The sequence below is a fragment of the Candidatus Tectomicrobia bacterium genome (genome assembly GCA_016192135.1).
Taxonomy (GTDB): Bacteria; UBA8248; UBA8248; order UBA8248; family UBA8248; genus 2-12-FULL-69-37.
The window spans coordinates 151,667-178,071 of record JACPUR010000017.1 but is presented as its reverse complement, the minus strand read 5'-3'; the positions used below and the strand labels follow the sequence as shown (position 1 = coordinate 178,071).

General features: G+C 67.4%; 29 protein-coding genes. 14 read left to right on the top strand and 15 right to left on the bottom strand.

Going from position 1 to position 26,405, the window contains the following annotated elements; genetic code table 11:
• Window positions 1–19: 19 nt before the first annotated feature.
• The 5 genes from HYZ11_07280 (at window position 20) to HYZ11_07260 (ending at window position 5,231) form a co-directional block, all read left to right on the top strand.
• Window positions 20–586, top strand: coding sequence for a cyclic nucleotide-binding domain-containing protein (locus HYZ11_07280; GenBank protein MBI3127390.1), 567 nt, complete (start codon window positions 20–22; stop codon window positions 584–586).
• A gap of 194 nt (window positions 587–780) precedes the next feature.
• Window positions 781–1,617 (top strand): alpha/beta hydrolase, encoded by an 837-nt coding sequence (locus HYZ11_07275; GenBank protein ID MBI3127389.1) that lies wholly within the window; start codon window positions 781–783, stop codon window positions 1,615–1,617.
• A gap of 65 nt (window positions 1,618–1,682) precedes the next feature.
• Complete coding sequence (locus HYZ11_07270) at window positions 1,683–2,831, top strand: GGDEF domain-containing protein (protein MBI3127388.1); 1,149 nt, start codon at window positions 1,683–1,685, stop codon at window positions 2,829–2,831.
• A 373-nt stretch (window positions 2,832–3,204) separates the two neighbouring features.
• The gene (gene ada / locus HYZ11_07265; protein ID MBI3127387.1) at window positions 3,205–4,272 is read left to right on the top strand and encodes a bifunctional DNA-binding transcriptional regulator/O6-methylguanine-DNA methyltransferase Ada; all 1,068 of its coding nucleotides are present in this window, start codon (window positions 3,205–3,207) and stop codon (window positions 4,270–4,272) included.
• A gap of 14 nt (window positions 4,273–4,286) precedes the next feature.
• Window positions 4,287–5,231 carry a hypothetical protein gene (locus tag HYZ11_07260; protein MBI3127386.1) on the top strand — a complete coding sequence of 315 codons (945 nt, stop codon included), beginning with the start codon at window positions 4,287–4,289 and terminating at the stop codon, window positions 5,229–5,231.
• 28 nt (window positions 5,232–5,259) lie between these two features.
• On the opposite strand, the gene HYZ11_07255 is transcribed toward HYZ11_07260, so the two are convergent.
• Entirely contained in the window at window positions 5,260–5,697 is a 438-nt protein-coding gene (locus tag HYZ11_07255) for a RidA family protein (GenBank protein MBI3127385.1), read from the bottom strand.
• A gap of 228 nt (window positions 5,698–5,925) precedes the next feature.
• The gene (locus HYZ11_07250) at window positions 5,926–6,720 is read right to left on the bottom strand and encodes a cyclase family protein (protein MBI3127384.1); all 795 of its coding nucleotides are present in this window, start codon (window positions 6,718–6,720) and stop codon (window positions 5,926–5,928) included.
• Window positions 6,721–7,019: 299 nt separating this feature from the next.
• Here HYZ11_07250 and HYZ11_07245 point away from each other — a divergent pair, with 299 nt between their 5' ends.
• Window positions 7,020–7,445 carry a DUF4079 family protein gene (locus HYZ11_07245; GenBank protein ID MBI3127383.1) on the top strand — a complete coding sequence of 142 codons (426 nt, stop codon included), beginning with the start codon at window positions 7,020–7,022 and terminating at the stop codon, window positions 7,443–7,445.
• Between the two features lie 267 nt (window positions 7,446–7,712).
• Here the strand turns inward: HYZ11_07245 and HYZ11_07240 are convergent, their stop codons facing one another.
• The 4 genes from HYZ11_07240 to HYZ11_07225 all read right to left on the bottom strand — a co-directional run bounded on the left by HYZ11_07240 (window position 7,713) and on the right by HYZ11_07225 (window position 11,324).
• On the bottom strand, window positions 7,713–8,555 hold the full coding sequence (locus tag HYZ11_07240) for an LLM class F420-dependent oxidoreductase (protein MBI3127382.1): 843 nt from the start codon (window positions 8,553–8,555) through the stop codon (window positions 7,713–7,715).
• Between the two features lie 46 nt (window positions 8,556–8,601).
• Window positions 8,602–9,537, bottom strand: coding sequence for a hypothetical protein (locus HYZ11_07235; protein ID MBI3127381.1), 936 nt, complete (start codon window positions 9,535–9,537; stop codon window positions 8,602–8,604).
• A 10-nt stretch (window positions 9,538–9,547) separates the two neighbouring features.
• Window positions 9,548–10,678 (bottom strand): DSD1 family PLP-dependent enzyme, encoded by a 1,131-nt coding sequence (locus HYZ11_07230; GenBank protein MBI3127380.1) that lies wholly within the window; start codon window positions 10,676–10,678, stop codon window positions 9,548–9,550.
• 280 nt (window positions 10,679–10,958) lie between these two features.
• On the bottom strand, window positions 10,959–11,324 hold the full coding sequence (locus HYZ11_07225; GenBank protein MBI3127379.1) for a sulfur reduction protein DsrE: 366 nt from the start codon (window positions 11,322–11,324) through the stop codon (window positions 10,959–10,961).
• Window positions 11,325–11,564: 240 nt separating this feature from the next.
• Here HYZ11_07225 and HYZ11_07220 point away from each other — a divergent pair, with 240 nt between their 5' ends.
• Window positions 11,565–12,470, top strand: a complete 906-nt coding sequence (locus HYZ11_07220; protein ID MBI3127378.1) for a hypothetical protein — start codon at window positions 11,565–11,567, stop codon at window positions 12,468–12,470.
• Window positions 12,471–12,473: 3 nt separating this feature from the next.
• Window positions 12,474–13,295, top strand: a complete 822-nt coding sequence (locus HYZ11_07215) for a DUF429 domain-containing protein (GenBank protein MBI3127377.1) — start codon at window positions 12,474–12,476, stop codon at window positions 13,293–13,295.
• A gap of 15 nt (window positions 13,296–13,310) precedes the next feature.
• Here the strand turns inward: HYZ11_07215 and HYZ11_07210 are convergent, their stop codons facing one another.
• On the bottom strand, window positions 13,311–13,643 hold the full coding sequence (locus HYZ11_07210; GenBank protein MBI3127376.1) for a hypothetical protein: 333 nt from the start codon (window positions 13,641–13,643) through the stop codon (window positions 13,311–13,313).
• A gap of 354 nt (window positions 13,644–13,997) precedes the next feature.
• On the opposite strand from HYZ11_07210, the gene HYZ11_07205 reads away from it, so the two are divergent.
• Window positions 13,998–14,309, top strand: coding sequence for a ferredoxin family protein (locus HYZ11_07205; protein MBI3127375.1), 312 nt, complete (start codon window positions 13,998–14,000; stop codon window positions 14,307–14,309).
• Between the two features lie 158 nt (window positions 14,310–14,467).
• Window positions 14,468–15,439, top strand: coding sequence for a C-terminal binding protein (locus tag HYZ11_07200; GenBank protein MBI3127374.1), 972 nt, complete (start codon window positions 14,468–14,470; stop codon window positions 15,437–15,439).
• A 963-nt stretch (window positions 15,440–16,402) separates the two neighbouring features.
• Here HYZ11_07200 and HYZ11_07195 read toward each other — a convergent pair.
• The 5 genes from HYZ11_07195 to HYZ11_07175 all read right to left on the bottom strand — a co-directional run bounded on the left by HYZ11_07195 (window position 16,403) and on the right by HYZ11_07175 (window position 20,715).
• On the bottom strand, window positions 16,403–17,242 hold the full coding sequence (locus HYZ11_07195) for a sulfurtransferase (protein ID MBI3127373.1): 840 nt from the start codon (window positions 17,240–17,242) through the stop codon (window positions 16,403–16,405).
• Between the two features lie 152 nt (window positions 17,243–17,394).
• Window positions 17,395–18,486 carry an LLM class flavin-dependent oxidoreductase gene (locus tag HYZ11_07190; protein ID MBI3127372.1) on the bottom strand — a complete coding sequence of 364 codons (1,092 nt, stop codon included), beginning with the start codon at window positions 18,484–18,486 and terminating at the stop codon, window positions 17,395–17,397.
• A gap of 80 nt (window positions 18,487–18,566) precedes the next feature.
• Window positions 18,567–18,992: an OsmC family protein gene (locus tag HYZ11_07185; GenBank protein ID MBI3127371.1), complete on the bottom strand. Its 426-nt coding sequence runs from the start codon at window positions 18,990–18,992 to the stop codon at window positions 18,567–18,569.
• A 211-nt stretch (window positions 18,993–19,203) separates the two neighbouring features.
• Window positions 19,204–20,253, bottom strand: a complete 1,050-nt coding sequence (locus HYZ11_07180; GenBank protein MBI3127370.1) for a hypothetical protein — start codon at window positions 20,251–20,253, stop codon at window positions 19,204–19,206.
• 21 nt (window positions 20,254–20,274) lie between these two features.
• Window positions 20,275–20,715 carry a TIGR03668 family PPOX class F420-dependent oxidoreductase gene (locus HYZ11_07175; protein MBI3127369.1) on the bottom strand — a complete coding sequence of 147 codons (441 nt, stop codon included), beginning with the start codon at window positions 20,713–20,715 and terminating at the stop codon, window positions 20,275–20,277.
• A 185-nt stretch (window positions 20,716–20,900) separates the two neighbouring features.
• Here HYZ11_07175 and HYZ11_07170 point away from each other — a divergent pair, with 185 nt between their 5' ends.
• From HYZ11_07170 to HYZ11_07160, 3 genes are all read left to right on the top strand, one after another.
• Window positions 20,901–21,953: a CapA family protein gene (locus HYZ11_07170; GenBank protein ID MBI3127368.1), complete on the top strand. Its 1,053-nt coding sequence runs from the start codon at window positions 20,901–20,903 to the stop codon at window positions 21,951–21,953.
• A gap of 91 nt (window positions 21,954–22,044) precedes the next feature.
• Window positions 22,045–22,389 carry a PilZ domain-containing protein gene (locus HYZ11_07165; GenBank protein ID MBI3127367.1) on the top strand — a complete coding sequence of 115 codons (345 nt, stop codon included), beginning with the start codon at window positions 22,045–22,047 and terminating at the stop codon, window positions 22,387–22,389.
• Between the two features lie 225 nt (window positions 22,390–22,614).
• The gene (locus HYZ11_07160) at window positions 22,615–23,481 is read left to right on the top strand and encodes a DMT family transporter (protein MBI3127366.1); all 867 of its coding nucleotides are present in this window, start codon (window positions 22,615–22,617) and stop codon (window positions 23,479–23,481) included.
• Between the two features lie 325 nt (window positions 23,482–23,806).
• On the opposite strand, the gene HYZ11_07155 is transcribed toward HYZ11_07160, so the two are convergent.
• Together HYZ11_07155 and HYZ11_07150 are read right to left on the bottom strand one after the other, a co-directional pair.
• Window positions 23,807–24,592, bottom strand: a complete 786-nt coding sequence (locus HYZ11_07155) for an SDR family oxidoreductase (GenBank protein MBI3127365.1) — start codon at window positions 24,590–24,592, stop codon at window positions 23,807–23,809.
• A gap of 215 nt (window positions 24,593–24,807) precedes the next feature.
• Entirely contained in the window at window positions 24,808–25,038 is a 231-nt protein-coding gene (locus HYZ11_07150) for a hypothetical protein (GenBank protein MBI3127364.1), read from the bottom strand.
• A 380-nt stretch (window positions 25,039–25,418) separates the two neighbouring features.
• Between HYZ11_07150 and HYZ11_07145 the strand changes: the two genes are divergently transcribed.
• Window positions 25,419–26,153, top strand: coding sequence for a M48 family metalloprotease (locus HYZ11_07145; GenBank protein MBI3127363.1), 735 nt, complete (start codon window positions 25,419–25,421; stop codon window positions 26,151–26,153).
• A gap of 67 nt (window positions 26,154–26,220) precedes the next feature.
• On the opposite strand, the gene HYZ11_07140 is transcribed toward HYZ11_07145, so the two are convergent.
• On the bottom strand, window positions 26,221–26,403 hold the full coding sequence (locus HYZ11_07140; protein MBI3127362.1) for a DUF1328 domain-containing protein: 183 nt from the start codon (window positions 26,401–26,403) through the stop codon (window positions 26,221–26,223).
• Window positions 26,404–26,405: the final 2 nt, after the last annotated feature.

Genomic DNA, 26,405 nt, shown 5'->3' with positions numbered 1-26,405 from the left:
ACCGGTCGGATGCCGCACGATGAAGCCGCCTTCGGTCTCGCACTCTTCCGACGGGCCCGTCGCCCAACTGGTGCGCTGGCTCCAGTCCACCACCCTGTTCCGCGGCCTGGCGGGCGAGGAGGTGAAGCTCCTCCTCCGCCGGTGCGGCCGGATGCAGGCCGGCACCTTCGATATCATCTGCGCCGAGAACGAGCCGGGCGAGGCCCTCTACTACATCCTCGATGGCGAGGTGTACCTTACCCGCCTGATCGGCGAGGAGGAGGAGTTCCTGGGCCTCCTCGGGAAGGGCTCCTGCTTCGGCGAGATCGGCCTCCTCGGGGAGAGCGCGCGGACGGCCACCGCGCGGGCCCGGCGGCCGACCCTCCTCCTCACGATGCAGCCCTCGCTCCTCCACCTGCTGCCCACCGGCCTCTCCCTCAAGCTCATCCGCAACATCGCCATGACGGGCAGCGAGAAGCTCAAGATGGCGAACAAGGTCATCGACCACCTCTACGAGGAGCTCCACGCTCTCCGGCCCCGGAGCGAGAGCTGGCAGGAACGCGAGGAGCGCTTCATCGAGAAGCTCGGCGGGGACCCCTCGGCCTGACGGCCCGCCGCAAAGCGGCTTCCAAGCAATTCCCATGGATTGATTCCGTAGGGGCGAGGCATGCCTCGCCCCTACGGAAGAGGCCCATCGTCCGTTATGGGGGCGCATTGCCATACGCCCCTGCGGCTTGCACCCGCGCGGCCGATGGGCGATCCTCCCCGCCTCATCCGAGCCCGAGGGGAGACCCCATGCACATGAGTGATCCGGCCAGCGTCTTCCTGGAGCGCGGGGGCGTGCGCCTCCACGCCCTCGACCACGCCCCCGGCGAAAAGAGCAAGCCCATCCTCCTCCTCCTGCACGGCACGGCGGCCCACGCGCATTGGTGGGACTGGACCGCCCCCGCGCTGTGCGACCTCTTCCGGCCCGTGGCGCTGGACGTGCGCGGGCACGGCGACAGCGATTGGGCCGACGACTACGGCGCCGAGGCCTTCACCGGCGACCTCCAGGCCTGGATCGACTGGGCGCGGCGCGAGACGGGCCGCCCCCCCGCCGTCGTGGGCCACTCCATGGGCGGGATGATCGCCCTTCACCTGCACGATTTCCGCGAGCCCGAGATCTCGGCCCTCGTGGTGGTGGACACCGCCCTCCGCCTTCGGGAGGAGATCCTCCAGGAGGTGCGCCAGGTCGGCAGCCGGCCGAGCCGCCCCTGGGCCTCGCTGGAGGAGTTCGTGGCCAAGTTCCGCATGATCCCCACCGCGGGCAAGGCCGACCCGGAGCGCATCGCCTACATCGCCCGCCACAGCGTGCGCCAACTGGAGGACGGCACCTGGCTCCTCAAGGCCGACCGCGGCTTCCACCGCGACCGCAAGGGGTTTGACAACCGGGGCTCCTGGCTGCGGGTGAAGGCCCCGGCCATGTACCTCGCCGGGGAGCTCTCCGACCGCCTCACCCCCGAGGACAAGGAGTGGTTCCGGCGGGACCTCGCCCACGTGAAGGTGGAGGTCGTGCCGGGGGCCCATCACCACGTCTTCATGGACGAGCCCGAGGCCTTCCTGCGCGCCCTCCGGGGCTTCCTGGAGCGGGTTTCCTGACTCCGGCCGTCTGTGGCAGTGTGGGGCCAACCGGCTCCCCCGAGACTGCCCCTGGGATGGCGAAGATGGCGCCCGATCCGCTCGACGAAGAAGGATGGCCGGTCCCGGAACCCGAGGAGGAGGCTATCCCCCCCGGCCCGGAGGAGGCCAGGACCGCCCCGAGCTATGGGGAGAGCGCCTTCCTGATGAACCTCCTCTCGGCGCCCTCGCGGGAGGCCCTCTCCCCGCTCGCCGAGCTCGAGGGGGACGCCCTGATCCAGGCCTTCCTCTCGGGGGGCCCGGCCAAGCCCTGGGTGACGGCCCTGTGGCTCCCGCCGGAGGCGGCGCGGCGCGCGGCCGCCCTGCTCGATGCCGCCCAGCTCCGCAACCACCCCGAGCCCGCGCACGACACCGTCCGCGCCCTGCGCGAGAGCCCGCCCCAGCTCCTCCTGGTCCACGTGAGGGACAACCCCGCCATCGCCGAGGTCTTCCTCCAGATGGCGTTCGAGAAGGGGGATGTCCCCCGGCCGATGACCGTCCTCCTGGTGCCGGACGAGCGCTCGCCCCTCCTGGCGGCGCCCCCCGCGTGGGCCCATGCCGTGCTCCCGCTCTCCCTGCCGGACGCCGCCCTCTCGCGCGGCCTCGAGCCCCTGCTCCGGCTCTCCCTCGCCCGGCGCGACCTGGAGATGATCTTCCTCGCCCACCGCGTGGGCCGCGAGCAGCTCCACCGCGTCACCTTCACCGACCCCCTGACCGGCCTCACCAACCGCGCGGGCTTCAACGAGATGTCCGCCCGGGAGCTGAGCCGCGTCAGCCGCACCAAGGGCTCCTTGGGGCTCGTCATCCTGGACATCGACCACTTCAAGAAGATCAACGACACCCACGGCCACCCCGCCGGGGACAGCGTGCTGCGCGAGCTGGCGCGCGTCCTCCGCCGCGAGATCCGGGCCCTCGACCACGCCATCCGCTTCGGGGGGGAGGAGTTCGGCCTCCTCCTCCCCCACACCGACTTCCCCGAGATGCTCCTCGTGGCCGAGCGCATCCGGGCCGAGGTGGAGAAGACCCATTTCGAGGCCATGCCCGGGGCCGGGGCCGTCACCATCAGCATGGGGGCGCTCTGCATCTACGCGAACCGCCGGGCGAGCATGGCCGAGATGTACAAGATGTGCGACGAGCTGCTCTACCAGGCCAAGCAGGGCGGCCGGAACCGGGTGGTGCCGGGGAAGTTCGAGTAGGGCATGGGGGGAGGCCGCTGACGACCGCATTTGTAGGGGCAAACCTTGTGTTCGCCCCCTCGGCAAACCCATCCGCCCATGCCCACCCGTAGGGGCAGGCCCCAGTGCCTGCCCCGGCAAGGGCGGCCACGGGGGGCCGCCCCTACGAAACCGCCGCGTTCCTGCCCGTAGGGGCGATGTCCGTCATCGCCCTTCGCGAAGCGGAACGAGGGGCGAACACGAGGTTCGCCCCTACGGTGATCCCGCGAGATTGGCCGGGGCTCCATTGTCCCCCACTTTGGCCGCAAGGATCGGATAGATTCCCCCGCCTCCCCTCCGCTAGCCTTCCCCCCAGGGTGGACACATGATGAAGACGGCCTCGGAGGGGAATGTCATGAACGATAAGGAGCTGTGGAAAGCCGTCGCGGGGCGGGACGCCCGCTTCGACGGCCGCTTCGTGTACGCCGTGCGCTCGACCGGCGTCTACTGCCGCCCCTCCTGCCCGAGCCGAAGGCCGGGCCGGGAGCAGGTGCGCTTCTTCCCCCTCCCCGAGCTGGCCGAGGCCGAGGGCTTCCGGCCCTGCCGCCGCTGCCGGCCCCGCGAGGCCGGCTGGGCCCCTGGGCTCGACCGGGTGCGGCGAGCGGTCCGGCTCATCGAGGAGAATGACGGGGAGGCTCTTCCGCTGGCCGCCCTGGCCGCCCGGGCGGGCGCGAGCCCCTTCCACCTCCAGCGCGAGTTCAAGCGGGCGGTGGGCGTCACCCCCCGCCAGTACGCCGACGCCCTGCGCCTCGGCCGCCTGAAGGGCTCGCTCCGCGCGGGCGCCGCCATCGCCCCCTCCCTCTACGAGGCCGGCTACGGCTCCGCGAGCCGCCTCTATGAGAAGGCGGGGGCGCTCCTCGGCATGACGCCGGGCCGCTACCGCCGGGGCGGGACGGGGCTCGCCATCCGCTACGCCACGGCGCCCTGCCCCCTGGGGCGCGTCCTGGTGGCGGCGACGGAGCGGGGCGTTTGCGCCGTCCAGCTCGGGGACACCGAGGCTTTTCTCGAAGAGGAGATCCGCCGGGAGTTCCCCCGCGCCGGGCTCTCGCGCGACGACCGGGGCCTGGGCGGGGCGCTCCGGGCCGTCCTGGGCCTCATGGACGGGAAGGCGCCCGCTGCGGCGCTGCCCCTCGACGTGCGGGCGACGGCCTTCCAGCGGCGGGTGTGGGAGCACCTGCAGGAAATTCCGCCCGGTGAAACCCGGAGCTATGCCGGGATCGCCCGGGCGCTGGGGATGAAGAACGGCGCCCGCGCCGTGGGGAGCGCCTGCGCCCGGAACCCCGTCTGCCTCCTCGTCCCCTGCCACCGGGCCGTGCGCTCGGACGGCGCCCTCGCCGGCTACCGCTGGGGGCTGGATCGGAAGGAGAGGCTGCTGGCCGCGGAACACAAGGGGAGGAAGAAAAAAACCGCCGCGAAAAGGTGAAGGGAGGCGCGCCAATGGGCAGAATCAATTGGTGGCCCCTCACCATCGTGCTGTTCGTCCTCTTCTCGGCGGTCAGGGACGTCTATCTGGGCGGCGTGTTCCAGACGTTCAGCTATTTCGAAGTTGTCGCCCTGGTTTCCATTCTCTGTACGCTCTATTTCGCCGCCGCGGTCGGCCTCAGGCAGCCGGACCAGTGGGCGAGGCTCCGCCGCCACTGGCGCGACGCCGTCTGGGTCAACCTCGTCACGGCGGCGGCGTGGCTTTCATATTTCCACGCGCTGAAGAACATCGAGCCCTCCATCGCCAACACCCTCTATGTCGGGATCGGCCCGTTCACCGTTGTTTTCCTGCGAATCCTGGGGGTCCATATCGCGCTTCCCACCCCCATCCGCACCATTGAGAAATGGCTCAACGGCGGAATCCTGGCTTCGCTGCTCCTGCTGGCGGGGGTGGAGATTGCGGGGCTGTCAGGGCTGAGGACCCCCGGCGCGGCGGCGAGCATCCACAGCCTCGCGCTGGCCTTCCTGGGGGGCGTATCGCTGGCTCTTTACAATCTCATCAGCAAGCGCATGAACGAGAACGGCGTGTCCCCGGAGGCGATCGTGTCCGTCCGCTTCGTCGCGATCGCCCTCGTCTCATTCGCCGCGATTCTGGCCGGAGGCGCGGGAGCGGCGGGCCAACATTCCTATGGCGCCCTCGCGTCCGTCTCCGTGGCCCTGGTGCTCCTGATCATCGCGCCCAACTACCTGTTCCAGATCGGCATCTCCCATACGCCGTCCATCACCACCAACGTCATCCGGGCCGCCGGGCCGATGCTCGTTTTCATCATCCAGATGTTCGAGGGCCGCGTCTTGTATTCGGGATACACCCTGGTCTGCATCGCTCTGTATTCGGCGTTCGTCGTGCTCAGCAACCTGAGCCGGAGCTGGCGGGAAGCGACAAGCCTCCCCGCATCCTGAGAAAGGGCGAAAAGGCCAAGCCGCCCTCCTACCCCTCCACCCTCAGCCGCTCCGGCTCGATGATGGCCTCCACCTCGATCTCGACGAGCATCCCGGGCATGGCGAGGCGGGTGACCCCCACCACAGTGCTCGTGGGCAGCGGCGCGGTGAAGAACCGGGCCCGCTCGTCCACGCAGCGGTAGTAGGCCTCGAGGTCGGTGGCGTAGGTGTTGGTGCGCACCACGTCCGCGAAGCCCGCCCCCACCCCCGCGAGGGCCTTGCCCACGTTCTCGCAGGTGAGCCGTATCTGGGCGCGCATGTCCCCCTCCCCGGCCAGGGAGCCGTCCAGGAGGCGCGAGGTGCGCCCGGAGACGTAGATGTGCACGTGGTCCCCCGTCCGAACCGCCACGACCGGGGTGTAGAGCACCTGGTTGTTCCCCGCCACGCGGTACATGTCCGAGGGGAAGACGTTGAAGCGCTGGATCATGGGTGAGTCTCCAGGAGAGCTTTCCGCACTGACGGCTTTGCAGGGTTTCCCTCTCCCTCCGGGAGAGGGCAGGGTGAGGGAAAACCCATGAGGTGAATCCCCCTCACCCCAACCCTCTCCCAAGGGGAGAGGGGGCTAAACCTTGCTCCTATCGGACACGTAGGGGCGCATCGCAATACGTCCCTACACCTTCATCACCCTCGTCCATCTTTCTTTGGATTCTCGATTTCACACGATCGCCACCGGCCTTGTCGGGGAGCCGGTGCCGCCCCGGATCTTGAGGGGGAGCGCGACGAGGAGGAACTCGTAGGCGCGGTCGCGGCTCAGCTCCTCGAAGAAGCCCACCTCCAGCAGGTGGATGCCCTTCTCGACCAGCATGTGGCAGTGGACGGGGAGGCTCGGGGCGGGGACGACCTCGACGGCGAAGTTGTCCCCCCCGAGCATGAAGATGCCCTGGTCCGCGAGCCAGCGGGCGGCCTCGATGTGGACGCCGGGGACCCCTCCCTTCTGGTGGTAGAAGTCCTTCTTGGGCCAGTGGCGGATGTGCCCGGTGCGGACGAGCACCACGTCCCCCGCCTCGATCCGGGTGCCCTGGGCGGAGGCCACGGCCTGGAGCTCCTCCCGGGTGACGGGCCGGGCGGGCTCGAGCACGTCCTTCTTCAAGTGGGCGGCCGCGTCGAGGAGCACCCCCCGCCGCACGATGGGGGCCACGGTCTCGATGCCGAGCCCCACGATGCCCCCGGTCTTGGTCTGGTGGGAGGCCGCGTCCACGCCGCCGTGGAGCTTCATGTCCTTCGAGACGTGGCCGAAGGCGTCCACGTGGGTGCCGGTGTGGCCGGTGCAGAAGAACATGTCCACCGCCGCGCAGGCGCCCTCGGGGTACATGAGGTCCCCGTGCTCGCGGATCATGGAGTAGCCGAAGGGGCCGTGCAGGGGGATGTGGGGCATCCCCGGGAAGAGCTCCACGCCCAGGTCGTACACCTTGCTGCCGCGCGCGATGGCGCGGATCTCCTCGATGTTCATGCGGACCTCGCCGGATGAGAGAGAGTGCGCGCCGCGCTTCTTGGGACGCGGGCATTGTAGCCCCGCGCCCAAGGGGCGACAATGGGGGGCGGAATTTCGTTGGTCCCGTAGGGGCATATTGCAATAGGCCGCTACGGGTGGACGTCGTATGGGATTTTGTAGGGTCGACCCGGCCAAAGAGGGTGTCATTCCGAGCGCAGCGAGGAATCTTCGCGGGCGGCGATACGCGAAGATTCTTCACTCCGCTTCGCTCCGTTCAGAATGACATCTTCTTTTATGCGCCAGAGAGGAATCCCCCCGTGACCGGCCTCTCCCCCTACCTCCACCCTGCCTTCCAGGTGCTGGTCCTGGGGCTAGGGCTGGCGGTCCTGACCTATGGGCTCAGGCTGCGCCGGGCGCGCCGCGCGGGGGCGGGGCCGGCGCGGGCCCACCTCGCGGCCCGGCACATGCGCCTGGGCCGCTGGTTCGCCGCCCTCCTCCCGGTGGGCTATCTCCTGGGGGTGGCGGGGATGGGCCTCGCCCTGCGGGAAACCGTCCTCCAGACCGCCCACGCCTTCTTCGCCACCCTGGCGCTCGCCCTCCTCTTCCTGACAGCCTGGCTGGGCCGCCGCCTGCGCCTAGCCATCGGGCGGGAGGACCTGCGCCAGGTCCACGCCTACGCCGCCTTCGTGACGATCTTCCTCGCCCTGGCCGTGGCCTTCCTGGGGATGCACCTTCTGCCCTGAAACACCAAGGATTGTCAGGCCCTTCGCAGAGGGGACACAGAGGCCGCCCCTACAAATCCGTATCCGCGCATCCTAGGGGCAGATCCCTGTGCCTGCACCTACGACATCCATCATCCGGCTACCCGTAGGGGCGGGTTTGAAACCCGCCCCTACAGAAAAAAGCCAACCAACCAAAAGATGTCATTCCGAGCGACCAACGGGAGCGAGGAATCTTCGTCAGCGGCCATCCTCCTAGATTCCTCGCTGCGCTCGGAATGACAACAAGGCCTACCCCACCTTCCGCGCCAGCGCCGCCAGCTCGTCCAGCTTGGGGAGAAGAATGTCCTTCCCGGCCGAGGGGAGGTAGAAGAGGCAGCGGTGGACGCCGTCCTTCTTGTGGCGCTCGAGCGCTCCCGCCTCGGGGGGCGCGAAGAAGAGCGAGACGGGGATTTTCCCCCGCCCCGCCTTGGCCGCCATCTCGTTCAGCCGGTCCATCTTCTCCTTGAAGGAGACGTCCTTCCCGCGGGGGATGGGCATCCACTCGTCCCCGTAGCGGACGACGCGCTCCAGCGTCCGGGGGCCGTCCCCGCCCACCAGGACGGGCGGGTGGGGCTTCTTGGCCGGCTTGGGCCAGGACCAGATGGCCTCGAAGTTCACGTGCTGGCCGTGGTAGGTGGCCGCGTCCTTCGTCCAGATCTCCTTCATGGCCTCGATGCGCTCGCGCATCACCGCCCAGCGGCTCTCGAAGCGGGTGCCGTGGTTCTCCATCTCCTCCCGGTTCCAGCCCCCGCCCACCCCGAAGAGGACGCGCCCCCCCGACATGAAGTCCACGCTCGCCACCTCCTTGGCCGTGACGATCGGGTCGCGCTGGATGACGAGGCAGATGCCCGTCCCCACCTTGAGCGTCCGGGTCACCGCCGCCGCGGCCCCCATGGACACGAAGGGGTCCAGGCTGTGGAGGTACTCCTTCGGAATCTCGGCTCCCCCCGGCCAGGGGGTCTTGCGCGAGGAGGGGATGTGGGTGTGCTCCGGGAAGAGCAGCGACTCGAAGCCCCGCTCCTCCGCCGCCCGCGCGAGGTCCGCGGGCATCATCGCGTAGTCCGTCGGGAAGATGCACAGGCCGTATTGCATTGGGGGGCTCCTATGTCACCGAGAGACCATCTCTTGCTTTTTCTGCTCAGCCATCGCATTCCGTATATTTCAAAGATGGTGAAAAGGAGAACTTATGTTCAATCAACGCCACAATTGCATCGGCTAACGCTTTGCCGGGTTCCTTAGAATTAGAATGTACAAAGCGAAAGGATTCATCCAAAATCTGCCATTTCTTAGTCCATTCTCCTCCAAATTCATCTTCGGCAACCTGAAGGTAAGGAAGCATCCGCAAAAGCATCCATCTAATTTCGTACGACCTATTCATATACATAGCTATTGATGAATCGTCTGGAACCGGTCCGATCGGAAATGGCCCCTTGCCCATAAGCCAACGGCCACCCTCCCCAAAAAACGTCAATCGAGACGAATGCACCTCCTCATGGAATAACTCTTCCCAAGATTTCAATTCGTTCACATCCGGTTCTGCAAGTCCAGATTTTTCTCCTGTCATTAGTTCAAAAACTTTTCGCTCCTCCTTTTTTCTTCTATTCCGGATCCTCCGATATTCTTCGAGTGACAAAGGAGAGCGGTCAGCCGCCGCTGCAATATCAAGAAAACCAAAAAGAGACCACAAAGATGTATAGCCATTCACAATTGCTGCTAGAAAAATAGCGCGGTCCTTGATGTCTCTAAATAACGAGTACCCACCGAGTGGATATCCGCATAGCAAGAGATTTTCTGCGGCCCTCAAACTTCTATAATTAATGGCATAGAGTAATGCGATTGACTGATACATGGGGAATTCGCGCGGGATACCATGTTCCTGCATATACTGACCCACTTTCTGTAATGTCTCCAAATAGAAATCAAAAAAACTCTCCGCGAACACTCTATACCCGTGATAAGTTGAGTTCACATAAAGTGCATATTCCTCCTCTCGACGGATTATTGCTTCCAGTCGAGGGCTAGGTCTGATTGGGAAGGTGTTTTCCAATCTCGATTGCCATTCATTCACGTCCATTTGTTCCCCCTCACCACACCCTCCCCCGCGCGGCGACGGGCCAGACGGCCTCGAGGACGCCATTTTCCATCCCGCCCCGGATGGCGTGGTAGGTGTCGTAGAGGTTGATGGTGGTGTCGCAGTGGCTGGGCTGGAAGAGCAGCGTCTCGCCCAGTTCGGGCCGGCGGGCGCCGGGGGCGAGGTCGAGGATGCCGTGCTCGTCCCCCCCGGCGCGGTAGGAGGCGCCCTCCAATTCCAGGCAGACGGGCCAGCCGCTGTCCGAGGAGAGGGCCTTGTGGCCCCCGTCCACCACGATGCGGTCATTGGCCGGGGTGCTCACGACGGAGGTCAGGACGAAGAGGCTGGGCTCGAAGTCGTCGTTCACGGGGCCGGAGGGCCCCCCGATGCGGCGGTAGTGGGCGTCCATGAAGAGGTAGCTCCCGGACTGGAGCTCGTTCAGGACGCCGGTCTCGGCGTCCCAGCGCCAGGAGCCGGTGCCGCCCCCGCTGCGGACATCCGTGCAGAGCCCCGCCCGGGCGAAGGCTTTCAACGTCTCCTTCATGCGGTCCACGGCCAGGCCGTAGGCCGCGCGGCGGGCCTCGAAGCCCTCGCAGTGCTGCACCTTCCCCTCGTAGGCCTGGAAGCCGCGGAGGACGAGGCCGGGCAGGCGGTCCACCCGGCGGGCGAGCTCGGCGGCGGGCTCCCCGGGGGCGATCCCGCAGCGGCCGTGGCCCACGTCCACGTCCACGAGGACGCCCACTTCCACCCTGGCGGCCGTCACGGCCTCCGAGAGCATCTGGGCGCCCTGGGGGTGGTCCACCACCACCATGATTTGGGCGTGGCGGGCCAGGGCGGCCAGCCGGCGGAGCTTGGAGGGGGAGGCCACCTCGCTGCTCACGAGGATGTCCCCGATCCCCCCTTCCACCATCACCTCGGCCTCGCCCACCTTCTGGCAGCACACCCCCACCGCGCCCAGGTCCATCTGCTTGCGGGCGAGGAGGGGGCTCTTGTGGGTCTTGGCGTGGGCCCGGAGGTGCAGGCCCGTGCCCTTCAAGTTGTCCGCCATGCGCTGGAGGTTGCGCTCCATGGCGTCGAGGTCCACCAGCAGGGCCGGGGTTTCGAGTTCCCGCACGGGGGCGCCGGGGGCCGGAGTCTCGGGCATGGGGGCTTCCTCCGCATGCGCTGGACGATAGGACAACGAGAGAACGGGAGGATACCACCCCCTCTCCCGGGCGGGAACCGGCGGGAGGGATGATTGAATCCGGGAAATCAACGAGTATGGCGCCATCTGTCATTCCGAGGGAGCCCGCCCAGGTGGCTCGCCGCCTGGGAACCCGGAAAGAGGGCGACTGAGGAATCTGCTTATTTCAAGAAGCAGATTCCTCGCTGGCGCTCGGAATGACAGCTTTTCACAACCTCCTGACAAACTCTGGGGATCCCCCCTACAGGCTGATGACCTGGTCGGGCGGATTCGCGGCCAGGGCGGCGTAGAGGTCCGGGAAGCAGCCCACCCTCACCCCGTCCACCGTGCCGGAGGGGGTGGCGCCGCAGGCCTCGCCCACCGCCAGGCCGCGCTCCAGGGCGCACTGGTCGCACATCATGAGGAGGATGTTCCGCTCCCGGGCCACCTTGGCGAGGCGCTCCCCGATGGGGTCGCCCTTTCGGAGGACGTAGTTGTTGTCGTCGAAGAACATCATCCCGACGACCTCCGCGCCGTGGCGCTTCTCCTCGAGCTGGGGGAGGATCATCTTGCCGAGCTTGTAGCTGGCGGTGTGCCCGGACGTGGCGAACACGTAGGCGACCTTCATGGGAGCCTCCTTCGTCAGCTTAAAATGCGGCGCGGGAAAGAATGAACGGCGCGGGGGAGGGCGGGCGCCCTCCGAGGGGCCCGGCCGGCCGGATGCCTCCCGCGGCCCAAGGGATAGCCCCGGGGCGGGGGGAGCGCAAGCCGGCGCAGCGCTTGCCCCGGGGCGGGCCATCGCGCATCATAGCGGACCCGAAAGGCCGATTTCCCGTATTCCTGGCAGATGGACCGGAGGCTTCATTCCATGCCCAAGACCCAAGCCGACGAGCTCCTCGAGGGCGCCATCGACTTCCACGCCCACATCTATCCCCAGCTCACCCTGGAGGAGTCCGGGCGCGTCCTGGACCACGAATGGGCGGAGGTGGCCCGGCAGCACGGGATGCGCGGCTTCGTGATGAAGAGCCACCTCTGGCCCACCGTGGCCCAGGCCCGGGTGCTGAGCGAGGTCTACCCGGGCGTGACGGCCATGGGGAGCATCGTCCTCAACACGAACGTGGGCGGGCTCTCCCCCTTCGCGGCCGAGAGCGCGGCACGCCTCGGGGCCAAGGTCATTTGGATGCCCACCTACACGAGCGCGAACGACATCAAGGTGAACGCCTTCAGCCGCCGGGTGGCGGCGACCTACAAGAACAGGCCCCCCCATCCCCCCGCGGAGGGAGGCCTGACGGTGCTCGGGAGGGACGGGAAAGTGCTCCCCGAGGCGGTGGCCATCCTGGAGATCGCCCGCGACGCGGACATCGTGGTGGCCACCGGCCATCTCTCGGCGGAGGAGGGCCTGGCCCTGGCCCGGTGCGCCAAGGAGGTGGGCCTCAAGAAGTTCGTCTACACCCACCCCATCATCCACATCGTCCACGCCTCGGACGCCCAGATGCGCGAGGTGGCGGACATGGGCTACATCGTCGAGTTCACCTGGATCTCGGCCTTCCCCATGTGGCAGGGGCTCGACCCGAAGAAGATCGCGGCCGCGGCGAAGATGCTCGGGCCCGAGCGCTGCATCATGACCACCGACGCGCAGGGGGACGTGAACCCCACGCCCCCCGAGATGCTCCGCATGTTCATCGCCTCGATGCTGCTCCTGGGCCTCTCTCCGGACGACGTCCGGTGGATGGTGCAGCGCAACCCGGCCCGCCTGGCCAACCTGGAGGGCTGACCCGTGCCACGGCGACCCGGCGGAAACCTGCCCCAGCCGCCCCCGATGCGCTTCGTCGGGGTGGATCTGGCGTGGGCGGATCGCAAGCCGAGCGCCATCGTGGTCCTCGAGGGCGGGGGCGAAGGCCCGGCCCGGCCCATCGCCTTCTCGAGCGGGCTGGAGCACGTCGAGGAGATGGGGGACTTCATCGTCAGCCACACGCCGGGCGGGGGCATCGTCGGCATCGACGCGCCGCTCGTCGTGCCGAACGGCAGCGGCGCCCGCCCCTGCGACCTCGAGTGCACCGCCAAGTGGCACGCCTACGACGCGGGGGCCCTCCCGGCCAACAAGAAGCTCTGCGGGGATCCGCCCCGGGGCGGGAGGCTCCTCGCCTGGCTGGCCGGGGCCGCCTTCCCGCACCGCTACGACATCGAGGCCGGCGTCCCCGCCCGGGCGGCGATGGAGGTCTACCCGCACCCCTCCTCGGTGGCGCTCCTGGGGTTGGAGAGAATCTTCAAGTACAAGCGCAGCGCCACCTCCCAGCACCAGGAGGGGCTCGCGGCCTTCCAGGCCCGGCTCTACGAGCGGCTGGGGAGGCTCGACCCGCCGGTCGAGCTGGGGGGGGAGCTGGCGGGCCGGCTGCGACGCAACCCGGCCCTGCTGCGCGGGGCGGACTTCGAGCGCCAGGGCGACCTAGTGGACGCCCTGGTGTGCGCCATCACGGTGTTCCACTTCTGGAGATGGGGGGCCGAGAAGTGGGAGGTGGCGGGGAGCGCCGCCGAGGGCGCCATCCTCCTCCCCCGCGCGGAGGCCTTCGCGATACCCGCGCCCGGCGGCGCGGGCTGAGGCGCCCGCCGGCGATCAGGCTGCCTCGGTCACGCCGTCCAGCAGAGCGGCCAGATGCTCCCGCTGCTCGTCCTGCATCATGACCAGCATCCCGAACGACCACATGCCCGGCCGCTGCGCATGTTCCTGCCGCCAGGCCAGGAAAGCGGGCCAGGGTCCGAAAGCCGCCTCGCCCACCCGCAGGGTCACATGATAGGGATGGCGCTCGAGCGGCTTGTGCGCCAGCATCGCCCGGAATCCCCCCGCCGAAATGTCCCGCGCCTGGAAGGACGCCCCCGAGAGAAGGGGGCACTCAATCCAAACGGAGCCCCGGGTGCGGGCGTGCCGGCGTTTTTCCGGGCGGTCCATGGCTCGCTCCTTCCGGCCCGCTGGGGGGCAGGCCGCGGCATGCCTGGAATGTCCTGTTCTTCGAATAGAACAACGGAAGGGGGAAAAAATTTCCCGCCCGGCGGAAAACCGGGGAAACAGGCCCCGGATCCGGCTCTCCCGCGGCGCCGGGCGGCCGGGACGGGCGCGAAGACGCGGCTCTCCTTCCAGGCCCCAGGCCGCTTGCCTCGCCCCGAGGGCCTCTGCTAGCATCATGGGGCGTCCGGCAAGCTAGGCCGGTGCAGGGTGGAGAACGCTTGCGCAGGCGCAAGGCGGCCCGCTTCGACCGTCCCGGCGCTCCCGTTGCCAGAGTTTCTTCGGAGGAGGTTCGGTTCAATGACTTTTGTGATCTCGGAGAAGTGCCTCGGTGAGCGCTACGCGACGTGTGTGAGCGTATGCCCGGTCGATTGTATGCATCCAGGCGAGTACAAGGGGCAGCCCTTCCTGATCATCGATCCCGAGGAGTGCATCGACTGCGGCGTCTGCCAGCCCGAGTGCCCGATCGACGCCATCCTGGAGAGCGAGGACGAGAATCCCGAGTGGGCGAAGATCAACGCCGAGCTGGCGCCCAGCTTCAAGAACAATGAACCCGTCGATCCCCGGCCCGCGAACGATCCTCCGCGCCGCCCCGAGAACAAGCTCCGCTAGGCTGAGAAGCCCCCCATCCGGCCGCGGCCCCTCCGGGGGCCGCGGCTTTTTGCTTCTGCGATTGCCGCCCCGGCCCCGGCCCCTCTATACTCGCCCGCGCCCCGGCAGAGGGCGCCGGGCGCGTCATCCGCAGCCGTCCCGAACGCTCAGGAGCCCGCATGAATGCCGCCAAGCAACCCCTCACCGTCGCCGTCGCCGGCACCCGCTTCGGCCCCCTCGACCTGGAGCGGGAGGTTCTCGCCCCCCTCAAGTGCCGCGTCGTCGAGGGCCCGGGCGCGGACGACTCCTCCCTCATCGAGCTCTGCCGGGAGGCCGACGCCGTCATCTCGGGCTCCATCCCCCGCTTCACCGGGACGGCCATCAACGCCTTCGAGAGGTGCCGCATCATCGCGCGCGGCGGCATCGGGGTGGACAACATCGACGTGGAGGCCGCCAAGCGGCGAGGCATCGCCGTCACCAACGTGCCGGACTACTGCATCGACGAGGTCTCCGACCACGCCATGGCCTTCATCCTGTTCTTCGCGCGGAAGCTCGATGCGGGGGTGGCCGAGGTGCGGCGGGGGGGCTGGGGGGTGGCGCCCATCCGGCCCATCGCGCCGCTGAAGGGCGCGGTCCTGGGCATCCTGGGCATCGGGCGCATCGGGGCGGCGCTGGGCCGTAAGGCGCGGGCCTTCGGCATGAAGCTCCTCGCCTGCGATCCCTACGCCCCAGAGGCCGTCTTCAAGAAGCTGCGGGCGGAGAAGGTGGAGCTGGACGACCTCTACCGGCGCTCGGACTACATCTCCCTCCACGCTCCCCTGACCCCCGGGACGCGGGGGATCATCGGCCGGGAGGCCCTCGCCCGGATGAAGCCGGACGCGGTGCTCGTGAACGTGGCCCGCGGGGAGCTGGTGGACGAGGGGGCCCTGGCCGGGGCGCTGCGCGAGAAGCGCATCCGGGCGGCGGGCCTGGACGTCCTCTCCGAGGAGCCCCCGCGCGCGGGGCACCCGCTCGTGGCGCTCCCGAACTGCCACGTCACCCCGCACAGCGCCTGGTACAGCACCGCCGCCCAGGACGACCTGCGCCGCAAGGCGGCGCTCGAGGTCGTGCGCTGCCTGAAGGGCAAGCCCCTCAAGTACCGGGTGGGCTGAGCACAGGTAAACTTGCTTTTAATTTCGAGTCGAAATTCGCCCCTTTTACCCAATGATTGAATGATCTCTTTGTGATCATTCAGCATCTTCATATACTCGGCGGCCGTAGGTTTCTTTCTTCGCGGCTCCACCGCGTCACCACCGGCATCAATTATGCGAGTACGAAGCTTCGTCCGAAAGCGCATCATTTGTAGCTTCGCCGCAGGAAGATAATCCTGCTTAAGTTTGACAGAATCGTCTACAAGAGAATAGACATAGTCAACAAATTTTTTAGTCTCACTCCTCTTCGGTTCGACCAAATGGTCAAAAGTTGAGATAAGTACCGATGCATCCAGCATATACACCCAGTTGAGGCACCAACATTTCAGTGTTACCTTTTTATCTTTGGTAGGAATCTGAAAGGGTATTAACGGACAACCACAATAAAAGCCGACCAAATCACGAGAAACCCCTTTTTCATCGAGCACACTTTGAACAACCAGATCTTCGGCATCCGGCAATATGTAACAGCCGGACCACTCTTGATTTTTCTCCGCACGAACAAGCCGCGAGAAAACCTTAGAGAGAAAAATTCCCCGGTCTCGATCCTCAAGAAAATCTCCAATACTGACGCATCCCCTCAGAGGCAATTTTCGCTTAAAGGAATTCTCCATGATCTGAATACAACCTTCGATGAAATCATTTACGCCTATCAATTGGTCAACCGGATGAGAAACTAAAATGATCGAATCGAAAAGGAACCGGGCAAATTCAAATTTGGTTGGGGGTGGTGGAGGACTACCAGGCAAAGGTGGACTCTGAAAAACTCTCATGTTCGCTTCATCTATCAATTCTGAATAGATTTTATAGATACTTTTTAAGTCTTGGGATTCGAGAAGGCTTGAAAACCCAAGAATATCAAAAAAGCCAATCAAGCGGTTTTTTAACTCAAAAATTCCACCTGATCCCATCTCGGCGGCCCCCCTACTTCTCCACCGGGAAGCCCACGATGCTCCCCCACTCGGTCCAGGAGCCGTCGTAGATCTTCACGTCCGGGTAGCCGAGCAGGTGCCTCATGGCGAACCAGGCGAGCGTGGCCCGGTGGCTGAGGCGGCAGTAGACCACGACCTCCCGGTCCGGGGTGGCCCCGGCGCGCTCCAGGGCGGCGCGCAGCTCCTCGGGCCGCTTGAAGGTCTCGTCCGCGTTGTAGAGCTCCTTGTAGAAGAGATGGACGGCGCCCGGGATGCGTCCCTTCCGCTCCGCCCCATGGTCGAAGGAGCCGTGGGCCATCACCCGCTCCCCGCTGTACTCCTCGGGGGAGCGCACGTCGAGAAGAAGCCGGCCCGGTTTCTTGAGGTTGGCCCGCACCTCGTCCCGCCCCACCCGCATGGAGCTGTCCCCGCCCTTGGGCGGCTTGTAGTCCGCGGGCTTGAACGAGGGGATTTCCTGCGTCATGGGCCGCCCCTCCGCCTTCCAGCGCGTCTTGGCCCCGTCGAGGAGCCTGAGCCTGGGGTGCCCCGCCATGGTGAGCGCCCAGAAGGGGTAGGTGCCGAACTGGACCGGGTCGCCGTAGATGACGAGGGTGGCGTCGTGCGTGATGCCGATCCTGCCCAGGCGCGCGGACATCTGCTGGGGAGTGAGGAACTCGCGGTCGGTGTCGTCCCAGCACAGGTCCTTCCAGAAGAACCAGGCCGCGCCGGGGATGTGCCCCTCGCGGTAGCGCTTGTCCTCGGCCGAGGAGGAGACCTCGATGACCCGGACATTGGGATCGTTCAGGCGATCGGCCAGCCACTGGGTGGAAACGAGGGGTGGGTCTTGGGTCACGGGACTGCCCTTTCAGGAATTGGGAAAAAGCCAACGACGCTACGATTGCCGTATCCGTTCTTTCTGTAGGGGCGAACCTCGTGTTCGCCCCCCTTGGGGCGATGACAAGCATCGCCCCTACAGATTCGGGAAACCCTGGACCTGGATGCCTTCTACCCCCGCGCGGGGAGCGCCCGCTCCATCTCCCGAACCAGGGGGATGACGTGCCGGCCCACGCGCTCGCACTCCGAGTGCAGGGGAAACCCCGAGAGGATGAGCAAGTCCACCCCCGCCCGCTCCAGCTCGACGATCTTCTCCGCGCACTGCGCGTAGTCGCCCACGATGGCCACGGCCGAGCCCGAGCGGATGCGGCCCATCCCCGCCCAGAGGTTGGGGCCCACCATCTCCTCCGCGGTCCGCTTCTGCTGGTTCTGGGTCCCCCGGCTCTCGAACTTCGAAATGACGCCGCGGTGATGGGCGAGGACCTCGGGGTCGATTCGGCTCAGGACCTCCTCCGCTGCCTCCCAGGCCTCGCGCTCGGTCTCGCGGGCGATGATCTGGAAGCGGGTGACGTACCTGAGCTTCTTGCCCGTGCCCTGGAGCATGTCCTCGATCTTCCGCACCTCCCCCGCCACCTGCTCGGGCGTCTCGCCCCAGAAGACCGAATACTCCGCCCGCCGCGCCGCGATGGCCCGGGCGACGTCCGAGGCCCCCGCCATGAAGAAGGGGATGCGCGGTTTCTGGACCGGGTGCGGGAAGACGGAGGCGTCCTTGAGCCGGTAGTACTTACCCTCGAAGGTGAACTTCTCCCGCGTCCAGAGGCCATCGAGCACCTGGAGGTATTCCTCCGTGCGCTCGTAGCGGGTGTCGTGGTCCATCTCCTCGCCGTAGCTCGCGAGCGGGGCGCCCCCCGTCACCACGTTCAGGAGGATGCGCCCTCCGCTCAGCTCGTCCAGGGAGGCGAGCATCCGGGCGCAGATGGCCGGATCCATGATGCCCATCCGGACGGCCAGCAGGAGCTTGATCGTCTTCGTCGCGGGGGCGACGACGGCGGCGTTCACGATGCTGTCCCAGGCGGGCGCCTGCTGGCTGTAGTGGCCGCTCATCTGGCTGGTGGGGACGAGGAGGGTAGTGAAGCCCGCGCGCTCGGCGTTGCGGGCGATGCGGGTGAAGGTTTCGTAGCTGGGCGAGTGATCCGCGAACTTCTGGCCGATGTGGCTGCTATCCCCGTCGCAGGACATGTACCAGGCAAGTTCGATAGGCATCGGATCTCCAGGCAAACCCCAGGCCTCTGTAGGGGCAGGCCTCGTGCCCGCCCTGTTGCGGGCAGCCGCAAGGACTACCCCTACACCCTCTCTTGTACCTTCCCCTCGGCCGCCCGCAGCTCCAGCTCGATCCGGGGCGGGTGGGTCATGGTGTAGTGCACCCGGCAGCCCTTGGCCACCCGCCGGAGCGTCTCGAGGCGGTCCTCGGGCACCTGGCCCGCGAGGACGAGCGAGAGGCGGATCTCCCCCACCCGTTCGGGGGCCGTCTCGCGCTTCCCCTCCAGATCGATAGTGAAGCTCTCGACGGGGATGTCCATGTTCTTGCAGAAGTTGAGGAGGGTGCCCATGGTGCAGGCGCCGAGCGCCCCCAGGAGGAGCTCGGTGGGCCGGAAGCCGTCGCCCCCCTCCTTCGCCTCGTCCACCACGAGCCGGTTGCCCCGGGCCTCGACGTGGATGCGCTTGCCCCCCCGCCACTCCACCTGGACCTTCAGGGTATTGTCACTCATGGTGTCCTCCGGCAGGGCCAGCGGAACTTCAGGTTTGATTGCTTCTCCGGCTCGTCCCAGCCCACCAATCGAAGAGGTATTCCCCCCTCTCCCATTGGGAGAAGGGACGGGGGTGAGGGAATGACGGCTCCTGAAACCCTCCCTCACCCCAACCCTCTCCCGGAGGGAGAGGGAGCAGAACCGAACCCATCCTGCGAAAATAGCGGGTGAACTAGCCCTCCCCCCACTTCACCCCGTTCGCGATGCCGACGGGGCGCTTGCCGTCCACGATGCGGTGGGCATTTTTCATGAAGGCCTCGAGCTCGCTCACGATCATCCCGTCGTCCCCCCCTCCGACGTGGGGGGTGGCCACGACCCGCGGGTGCTGGAGGAGCGGATGGTCCGCCGGCAAGGGCTCGGGGTAGAAGACGTCCAGCCCCGCCCCGCCCAGGCGGCCGCTCTGGAGGGCCGCCAGGAGGGCCTCCTGGTCCACCAGGGGCCCCCGGCCCAGGTTGAGGAGGACGGCCCCCTTCCGCATCGCGGCCAGCTCCTTCTCGCCCACGAAATGGCGAGTGTCGGGCCGCATCCCCACCCCCACGTAGAGCACCTCGGAGGTCTTGAGGAGCTTGTCCTTCTCGAGGTACCTGGCGCCCAGCTTGCGCTCGATGGGCCGGGGCAGCGGCGTCCGGTTCCAGTAGCGGATGTCCATCCCGAAGCCCTTGGCGCGCTCGGAGAAGAAGCGGGCGATCTCCCCCATGCCCAGGATGCCGAGCCGCATCTTGCGCAGCCCCCGCGAGTCCGGGAGCTGGGTCCAGTTGTAGGCGCTCCCGTCCGGCCGGGTGGGGGAGAGGGGGCCGTCCCAGCCCCCGCGGATGCGCCGGTCGCTCTCGCGCATGTTGCGGACGAGATAGAGCATGAGGGCCACGGCGAGGTCCGCCACCGTCTCGCTGATGGGCCGGCGCATGAGGGCCACCGCCACCCCGCGCCGGGCGGCCTCCTCCATATTGATGCGCTCGCCCCAGGGCGTCCCCGCCTGAACGAGCTTCAGCTTCTTCGCCCGCTCGAAGAGCTCCGGCGGCAGCGTCTCGTTGCGGTGGATGTAGACCACCGCCTCCTCCAGGGCTTTGAGGCGGGCCGCCGGATCGGGCTCCAGGATGAACTCCACCCGCGCCGGGTCCAGGGCGGCGTCGATGCGCTTCTGGATGGCGGGGGCATAGGGACGGCCCCGGAGGGCCAGGAGGCACGGCATGTAGCTGGCGACGACGCGGATGGGCCGATCCATCGTTCTCCTCTCCCGGCCGGGCTACCCGGCCTCTTCTCCGAGCCGGCCCCAGGCGGCCCGGCTCTCCAGATCGATGCGGATCATGAGCCCCGGCTCGGCCGAGACGGGGAGCGCGCGGTATTGCGGGTACTTCTCGCGCAGGAGCCGCTCCGCCTCCTCCTGCTCCGGACCTCCCCCCTCCAGGAGGGCGGCCCGCCCCCGCACCAGGAGGAAGCCCAGGCGGCCCCAGTCCTCCTCGTAGTGGTCGACGAGGAGCGCCACCCGCGGGTTCTCCCGGATGTTCCGCACCCGCCGCAGCCTCCGGGGGTCGCCCTTGGGCTTGGCGTCGATGGGAAGATAGAGGCGCCCCCGGCTCCAGACGAACACCACCGGGACCGCGTGGGGACGCCCCGCCGCGTCCGCGGTGGCCAGCCGGCCCACCCGGGCCCCGGCCAGGAACCGGATCTCCCGCTCGCTCAGCAACGCCGCCTCCCGCGCGAGGCATCAGTATAGAACGGCCCGGCGCGCCGACCAACGCTTCGGGGGCCGCGAAAGGGGCTCCGGCGCTTGCCGGGGAGGGCAATTTGCGAAAGAGTGTCCCTCGTCAAGCTTTTATCCGTTCCCATACCCGGCGCGGGCCGCGCCGGCGCCATCCCGCGGAGTGGAACATGCCCAACGAGCCATCCTGCAGCCTGCTGATCGGCGGGGACATCGCCCCGATGCGCGAGTCCGGAAAAAGCCTCATGGGGGCGGCCGCTCCCCTGTTCAAGGCGGCGGACGTGGCTACCGCCAACCTGGAGCACGCCCTCGCCCGCAGCGGCAAGCTCATGAAGGGGAAGCCCTTCTTCCACCGGGGCCATCCCGAGCTCGTGGCGGGCCTGGTGGAGGCGGGCTTCGACGTCCTGACCATCGCGAACAACCACATGCTGGACTGGGGGGAGGAGTCCCTGTTCGAAACCATGCAGGTGCTGAAAAAGCACAACCTCCCCTTCACCGGGGCGGGCCGGAACCTGGAGGAGGCGGCGGCGCCGGTGGTGCTGGAGCGCAAGGGCCTCAAGGTCGGGGTGCTCGCCTACTCCTCCACTCTCCCCATGGGCTTCCCCGCGGGGGAGGAGGCGGCCGGCGTGAACCCGCTCCGGGCCGTCACGGCCTACCGCTCCGCGCCCGGGCGGGACGCGAACGATTACCCCGGCGTCGCTCCCGAGATCGTCACCTGGGCGGTGCCCGAGGATCTCGAGCGCATGCGGGACGACATCTGGGCCCTCAAGCGCAAGGTGGACATCGTGCTCGTGAGCCAGCACTGGGGCACCAGCATGACGCCCCGGGTGAACGACTTCCAGCGGGAGATAGGCCACGCCGCCATCGAGGCCGGGGCGGACGCCGTCTTCGGCGGCCACCAGCACGTGCTCTCGGCCATCGAGTACCACAAGGGCAAGCCCATCCTCCACTGCACCGGGAACCTGATCTTCGACAAGTTCGAGCCCTTCTTCACGGGGGAGACCCTCAAGACCTTCCTCTTCGGGGCCACCCTCACGAAGGAAGGGCTGAAGGACCCCTACATCGTCCCCTGCAAGTGCGGCGTCGGGGAGCCCTGCCAGGTCCTCTCCCCCGGGGAGGCCCCGGAGGCGGAAATCGTGCGGCAGCTCAACGACTTATCCGCGCCCTACGGGGTAAAGCTGGAGCGGAAGGGGGGCCGGGTGGCGATCCTGCCCCCAGCGTAGAACTGGGGCGGGTTGCGGGGTAAAATAGCCATTACGTTTTCGGGGCGGCGCGCCGCCCCGCCGGAGAACCCGCATCGAGGAGATTCGGGCAATGTCTTCCCCGGGCGACAAGCGCCGGTACATCCGCTACCACATCCCCGTCCCCGTCATGGTCAAGGCCCCCATGCTCTCGGACCTGCGGCTCATCCCCGAGGACCTGAGCGCGAGCGGCTTTCAGGTGGTGGTTCTGAGCAAGCCCTCCCTCGAGATGGAGATCGACTGCTCCGTCTTCGTCTACGAGCACGAAATGAAGGGGATACGGGCCAAGCCGGTATGGGTGGACGAGAACGAGTTGAATCCCTCCACCTGGATCGTGGGCTTCGAGTTCGTGCTTCCCGAGGACGCCCGGCGGAGCTTCGAGAGCCATCTGCGGAAGATCCTGGGCGACGGAAACTAGCCCCGGGCCATCCCGAAAGGGCTCACTTCCGCCCCCGCGGGGATCTCCGCATCCCGGGGGGGAGCGGGCGTTTCCCTCCACGTTCCGCCAGCCTCCCCATTCATTCCGGGAGATGAAGCGGCCGAGGAACCTGCTGGCTGCGGTCGAAACAAATACACCGCGCTCCGGATTTACAAATCCCCGCCGAAATGGGATAAACCCCTCTCTTTTGCGGAGGCCTCATTTTTGATCTTCGACGCCGCCCTGCTCTTCGCGCTTGGCGCCGCCCTCTCCTATGCCGTCGCCGACATGGGGGCGCGCTACAGCGTCCAGCACACGAGCCCCTTCATCGCGGTCACGTTCTCACGGGCCGTCTCGCTGGTGGTGCTCGGAGCGATCGCCCTGGCCTCGGGGGCGGCGGTCCCGCCTCTGGGGTGGCACTACCTGTGGGTGGTGGCAGGAGGCATCTGCACCCCCGGCCTCTTCACCCTTCTCTTCATGTTCGGGATCTCCAAGATCGGCGTCTCGCGCGCCGCCCCCATCAAGGGGAGCTCCCCCGTCTTCGCGTCGCTGCTGGCCATCCTGTTCCTGGGCGAGGAGCCCCGGTGGTACGGGCTGGCGGGGGTGCTGCTGGTCGTGGCGGGGATCGTGCTCCTCTCCTCGGGAAAGACGCAGGGCCGCTGGCGGCGCATCGACGCTCTGTGGCCCATTGCCGCGGCGGCCGTCTCGGGCCTCGGCGCCATCTTCTGGCGGACGGGACTCTCCAAATTCCCGGACGCCTCGGTGGGGGCCCTCCTCGGGATGGTGGCCTCCTTCCTGCTGGTGGGAGGCTACACCTTTCTCTTCATGCGGGGGGCAATTCTGAAGGACATGCGGAAGGCGTGGAGGCCCCTGCTGATCATGGGCCTGGCCGCGTCCATGGGGGCCTACTTCTTCGCGGGGGCGCTTCAGCGGGGCGAGGTGTACCGGATGACCGCCCTCATCCAGACCTCCCCCCTCCTCACCGTGCTCTTCGCCCTGGCCCTCCTCCGGCAGGTGGAATACATCACCTGGCGCGTCCCGGCCGGGGCGGCTGTCACCGTGGCGGGGGCGGTTCTGGTGAACTTGAAATAGGAGAAGGCAACTTTGTCAGCCCCGCACGGTGAACTTGTAGGGGCGGGCCTTGCGCCCGCCCTCGCCGAATAAAAACGGGCGACCACAAGGGTCGCCTTTATGCTCTCATCTCCTCTCCCTCGGGATGAGACGGCCGCCTTTCCCCCTCCCTCCGGGCCTTCGCCCGCCGAAGCGAATTTCGCCTAGGCGGAAGGGCTTCGGTCCGCGCAGGCGGGAAGGGGCAGGGGGAGGGAAAAGCCCGCGCGAATCTCCCCCACCCCAACCCTCCCCCGGAGGGGGAGGGGGCAAATCATCCGGGGGAATTTCACACCTGGTTGCGCGCACCCTACACCACCGGCGAGGCGCCCCCGTCCACGTTGATGGCCACGCCGGAGACGTAGGAGCCCGCGTCCGAGGCCAGGAAGCACGCGACGCTGGCGAACTCCCCGGCGTCCCCCACCCGGCCCAGCGGGATGGTCTTCCCCATGTCCGTCATGTACTGCTCGAAGGTCTTCTCCGGCGCCTGCTTCTTGTGATGGCCCAGCCATTGGTCCGTGACGAAGCGCCCCACGCACAGCGCGTTGACCAGCACGTTGTAGGGGGCGGCCTCCTTCGAGAGCACCTTGGTCATGGCCATGCCGGCGGCTCGGGTGACCGCCGTCGGCGCGCCTTCCCCGGCGGGCGCCTTGGCGGCCGTGTTCAGCACGTTGATGATCCGGCCCCAGCGGCGCTCCTTCATCCCCGGCAGCGCCAGCCGGCAGAGGCGTACCGCGGCGAAGAGCTTGAGGTTGAAGTCCTCCATCCAGACCTCGTCCGTCAGCTCCTCGAACTTGCCCCGCACCGACGTGCCGGCGTTGTTGACGAGGATGTCCACCTGGCCGAAGTCCCGGACCACGGCCTGAAAGGCGTCCCGGATCTGCCCGGGGTCGCTCACGTCGCAGGGGCAGGCCTTGATCTTGGCCCCGGGGGCCGCGGCCTCGATCTCCCTCTTCGTCTCGTCCAGCACGCCGGGCCGCCGGGCCAGGATGGCCACCTTCGCGCCCGCCTGGGCGAACTTGAGCGCCATCGCCCGGCCCAGGCCCCGGCTGCCGCCGGTGATGAGGGCCGAGCGTCCTTCCATCCGAATCTGCATGCGGGACCTCCGTGAGGGAAGACAAAACCAAACCCTGGCGCGCCCGAAGCGCCGCCTGGGCCGGGATTGGGTTCGGAGGCCGGGAGTATAGGGCATCCGGGGCGGAGAGAGAATCCGGGCCGGGCGCGCTCTGATCAGGCGGGGATATCCACCGCCATGACGGAGCCGGCAGGGGCGTGTTTGAAGCCCGCCCCTGCGGAAATCCGGCTGAATTGTCAGGATTTTTGCTGGTACTCGGCCCGCTTCACGAAGACGGGGAAGAACTGCGCGTCGTCCACCGGGTTGCCCCGGTCGTCATACGCCACGTTCCCGGCGCGTTTCGTCTTCCAGGGCAGCTCCCGGAAGCCCGCCTGGTGGTGGTTGCCGATGAAGATCTCGTCCGGGGCGCACTCGGGATGATCGCCGCCGTCCTTCTTGGGAACCCCCCGGAAGATGTTTTCCGCCATGATCTTTCCCTTTCCTTTCCTCGTCATTTCGAGCGATGGGCACAGAAGCGGGCGCCAGGATTCTAGCAGAGATGGATCGGCCCCAAAACCGCGTCTCCCGCGCGTGAAGCGAACGTTAAGAAACGGTTCAGGGTAGGGCTCGCGCGTTCTTGTGCGGCGAGTGGGCGGACTGCACCGGACATGCGCTCTTCACACCTGCGCAACGGGCGCCTTACCGCCGATAGCGAAAGAGGTGAAAGAACCGCAAGCACGAGAACCGCGCGCGGCCGGTTTTCCGGACCAACCCCCATATTTTCATTGAAAGAAAAACCGAACCTATTATACGCTCCGCGTGCTTCGATCCGGGTCAGTGAATGCCCAGAACGCGCGGAAGGGAACCAATGCACGGCAAGATCGCCGCCTTATTGCTCGCCCTGATCCTATCCGGCTGCGGGGCCGTATCGAGAAACACGATGCCCAACCCGGGCGCCCACCCGCAGTTCCGCCGCTTCGCCGGAATCCTCATCGAATACCAGAAGATCGCCTGCCCGGACTGCAAGCCCAACGATTGGAAGATCGGGATCGTCCGGAGCGGCGCCGTCAACGCGTACAGCACCGGGGGCGGGAACTTCTATGTGACGGAGGGCGCGCTCACCCGGATCCCGGACGAGGAGCTGGACGCGCTGGCCGCCCACGAGGTGGCCCACGAGATCGCCGGACACAACGCCAAGCTCCAGATGGCGTCGGTGGCCGTGACGGGGGTCTTCGTGGCCCTGGGGGCGCTCGTGCCGGGAGCCACGCTAGGCCTCATCGCCCAGCCGCTCGTCCACCGGGCCTACAGCCGCGAGCAAGAATTCGAGGCCGACGCCATCGCGGCCGCGCTCATGGAGAAGCGGCACGGGAACTCCGCGCGGACGAGATACATCAACGTCTTCCTGCGGCGACACGCGGCGGAATTGAAGGCCAGGGGCCAGGAAGGGGACGGCGGCCTCTTCGACACCCACCCGCTCCCGGAGGAGCGCCAGGCGCGGATCGACCAGATCATCCGCGGCGTCCGGAAGGGGGCGGCCATCCCGCCCTATTCGCGGGCCGACATCCTGCCGGCCGGGCAAGAGGCCGCGGCGCAGCAGGAATGAACCGCCCCCCTAAGAGCATCCGCCGCGGCTCCGGCAAACAGCCACTCAAAGGTAGAAGCCAGCTTATCTATACCGGAGGACGCGGAGAACGTCCCTGCACGAGGCCCACTATCAGCGTGATCGCAAAGAGGGCCAAGAATAAAACGAACAACAGCTTCGCGATTTCCGCCGCCCCCGCCGCGATCCCGCCAAAGCCGAGAAGCGCGGCGATGATTGCAACCACGAAAAAGGTTAAGGCCCACGACAGCATGC

Excerpts from the sequence above, each read along its gene's own strand:
- HYZ11_07280 (MBI3127390.1), top strand. The coding sequence starts at position 20 with ATGAAGCCGCCTTCGGTCTCGCACTCTTCCGACGGGCCCGTCGCCCAA.
- HYZ11_07275 (MBI3127389.1), top strand. The coding sequence starts at position 781 with ATGAGTGATCCGGCCAGCGTCTTCCTGGAGCGCGGGGGCGTGCGCCTC.
- HYZ11_07270 (MBI3127388.1), top strand. The coding sequence starts at position 1,683 with ATGGCGCCCGATCCGCTCGACGAAGAAGGATGGCCGGTCCCGGAACCC.
- ada (MBI3127387.1), top strand. The coding sequence starts at position 3,205 with ATGAACGATAAGGAGCTGTGGAAAGCCGTCGCGGGGCGGGACGCCCGC.
- HYZ11_07260 (MBI3127386.1), top strand. The coding sequence starts at position 4,287 with ATGGGCAGAATCAATTGGTGGCCCCTCACCATCGTGCTGTTCGTCCTC.
- HYZ11_07255 (MBI3127385.1), bottom strand. The coding sequence starts at position 5,697 with ATGATCCAGCGCTTCAACGTCTTCCCCTCGGACATGTACCGCGTGGCG.
- HYZ11_07250 (MBI3127384.1), bottom strand. The coding sequence starts at position 6,720 with ATGAACATCGAGGAGATCCGCGCCATCGCGCGCGGCAGCAAGGTGTAC.
- HYZ11_07240 (MBI3127382.1), bottom strand. The coding sequence starts at position 8,555 with ATGCAATACGGCCTGTGCATCTTCCCGACGGACTACGCGATGATGCCC.
- HYZ11_07235 (MBI3127381.1), bottom strand. The coding sequence starts at position 9,537 with ATGGACGTGAATGAATGGCAATCGAGATTGGAAAACACCTTCCCAATC.
- HYZ11_07230 (MBI3127380.1), bottom strand. The coding sequence starts at position 10,678 with ATGCCCGAGACTCCGGCCCCCGGCGCCCCCGTGCGGGAACTCGAAACC.
- HYZ11_07225 (MBI3127379.1), bottom strand. The coding sequence starts at position 11,324 with ATGAAGGTCGCCTACGTGTTCGCCACGTCCGGGCACACCGCCAGCTAC.
- HYZ11_07220 (MBI3127378.1), top strand. The coding sequence starts at position 11,565 with ATGCCCAAGACCCAAGCCGACGAGCTCCTCGAGGGCGCCATCGACTTC.
- HYZ11_07210 (MBI3127376.1), bottom strand. The coding sequence starts at position 13,643 with ATGGACCGCCCGGAAAAACGCCGGCACGCCCGCACCCGGGGCTCCGTT.
- HYZ11_07205 (MBI3127375.1), top strand. The coding sequence starts at position 13,998 with ATGACTTTTGTGATCTCGGAGAAGTGCCTCGGTGAGCGCTACGCGACG.
- HYZ11_07200 (MBI3127374.1), top strand. The coding sequence starts at position 14,468 with ATGAATGCCGCCAAGCAACCCCTCACCGTCGCCGTCGCCGGCACCCGC.
- HYZ11_07190 (MBI3127372.1), bottom strand. The coding sequence starts at position 18,486 with ATGCCTATCGAACTTGCCTGGTACATGTCCTGCGACGGGGATAGCAGC.
- HYZ11_07185 (MBI3127371.1), bottom strand. The coding sequence starts at position 18,992 with ATGAGTGACAATACCCTGAAGGTCCAGGTGGAGTGGCGGGGGGGCAAG.
- HYZ11_07180 (MBI3127370.1), bottom strand. The coding sequence starts at position 20,253 with ATGGATCGGCCCATCCGCGTCGTCGCCAGCTACATGCCGTGCCTCCTG.
- HYZ11_07170 (MBI3127368.1), top strand. The coding sequence starts at position 20,901 with ATGCCCAACGAGCCATCCTGCAGCCTGCTGATCGGCGGGGACATCGCC.
- HYZ11_07165 (MBI3127367.1), top strand. The coding sequence starts at position 22,045 with ATGTCTTCCCCGGGCGACAAGCGCCGGTACATCCGCTACCACATCCCC.
- HYZ11_07155 (MBI3127365.1), bottom strand. The coding sequence starts at position 24,592 with ATGCAGATTCGGATGGAAGGACGCTCGGCCCTCATCACCGGCGGCAGC.
- HYZ11_07150 (MBI3127364.1), bottom strand. The coding sequence starts at position 25,038 with ATGGCGGAAAACATCTTCCGGGGGGTTCCCAAGAAGGACGGCGGCGAT.
- HYZ11_07145 (MBI3127363.1), top strand. The coding sequence starts at position 25,419 with ATGCACGGCAAGATCGCCGCCTTATTGCTCGCCCTGATCCTATCCGGC.
- HYZ11_07140 (MBI3127362.1), bottom strand. The coding sequence starts at position 26,403 with ATGCTGTCGTGGGCCTTAACCTTTTTCGTGGTTGCAATCATCGCCGCG.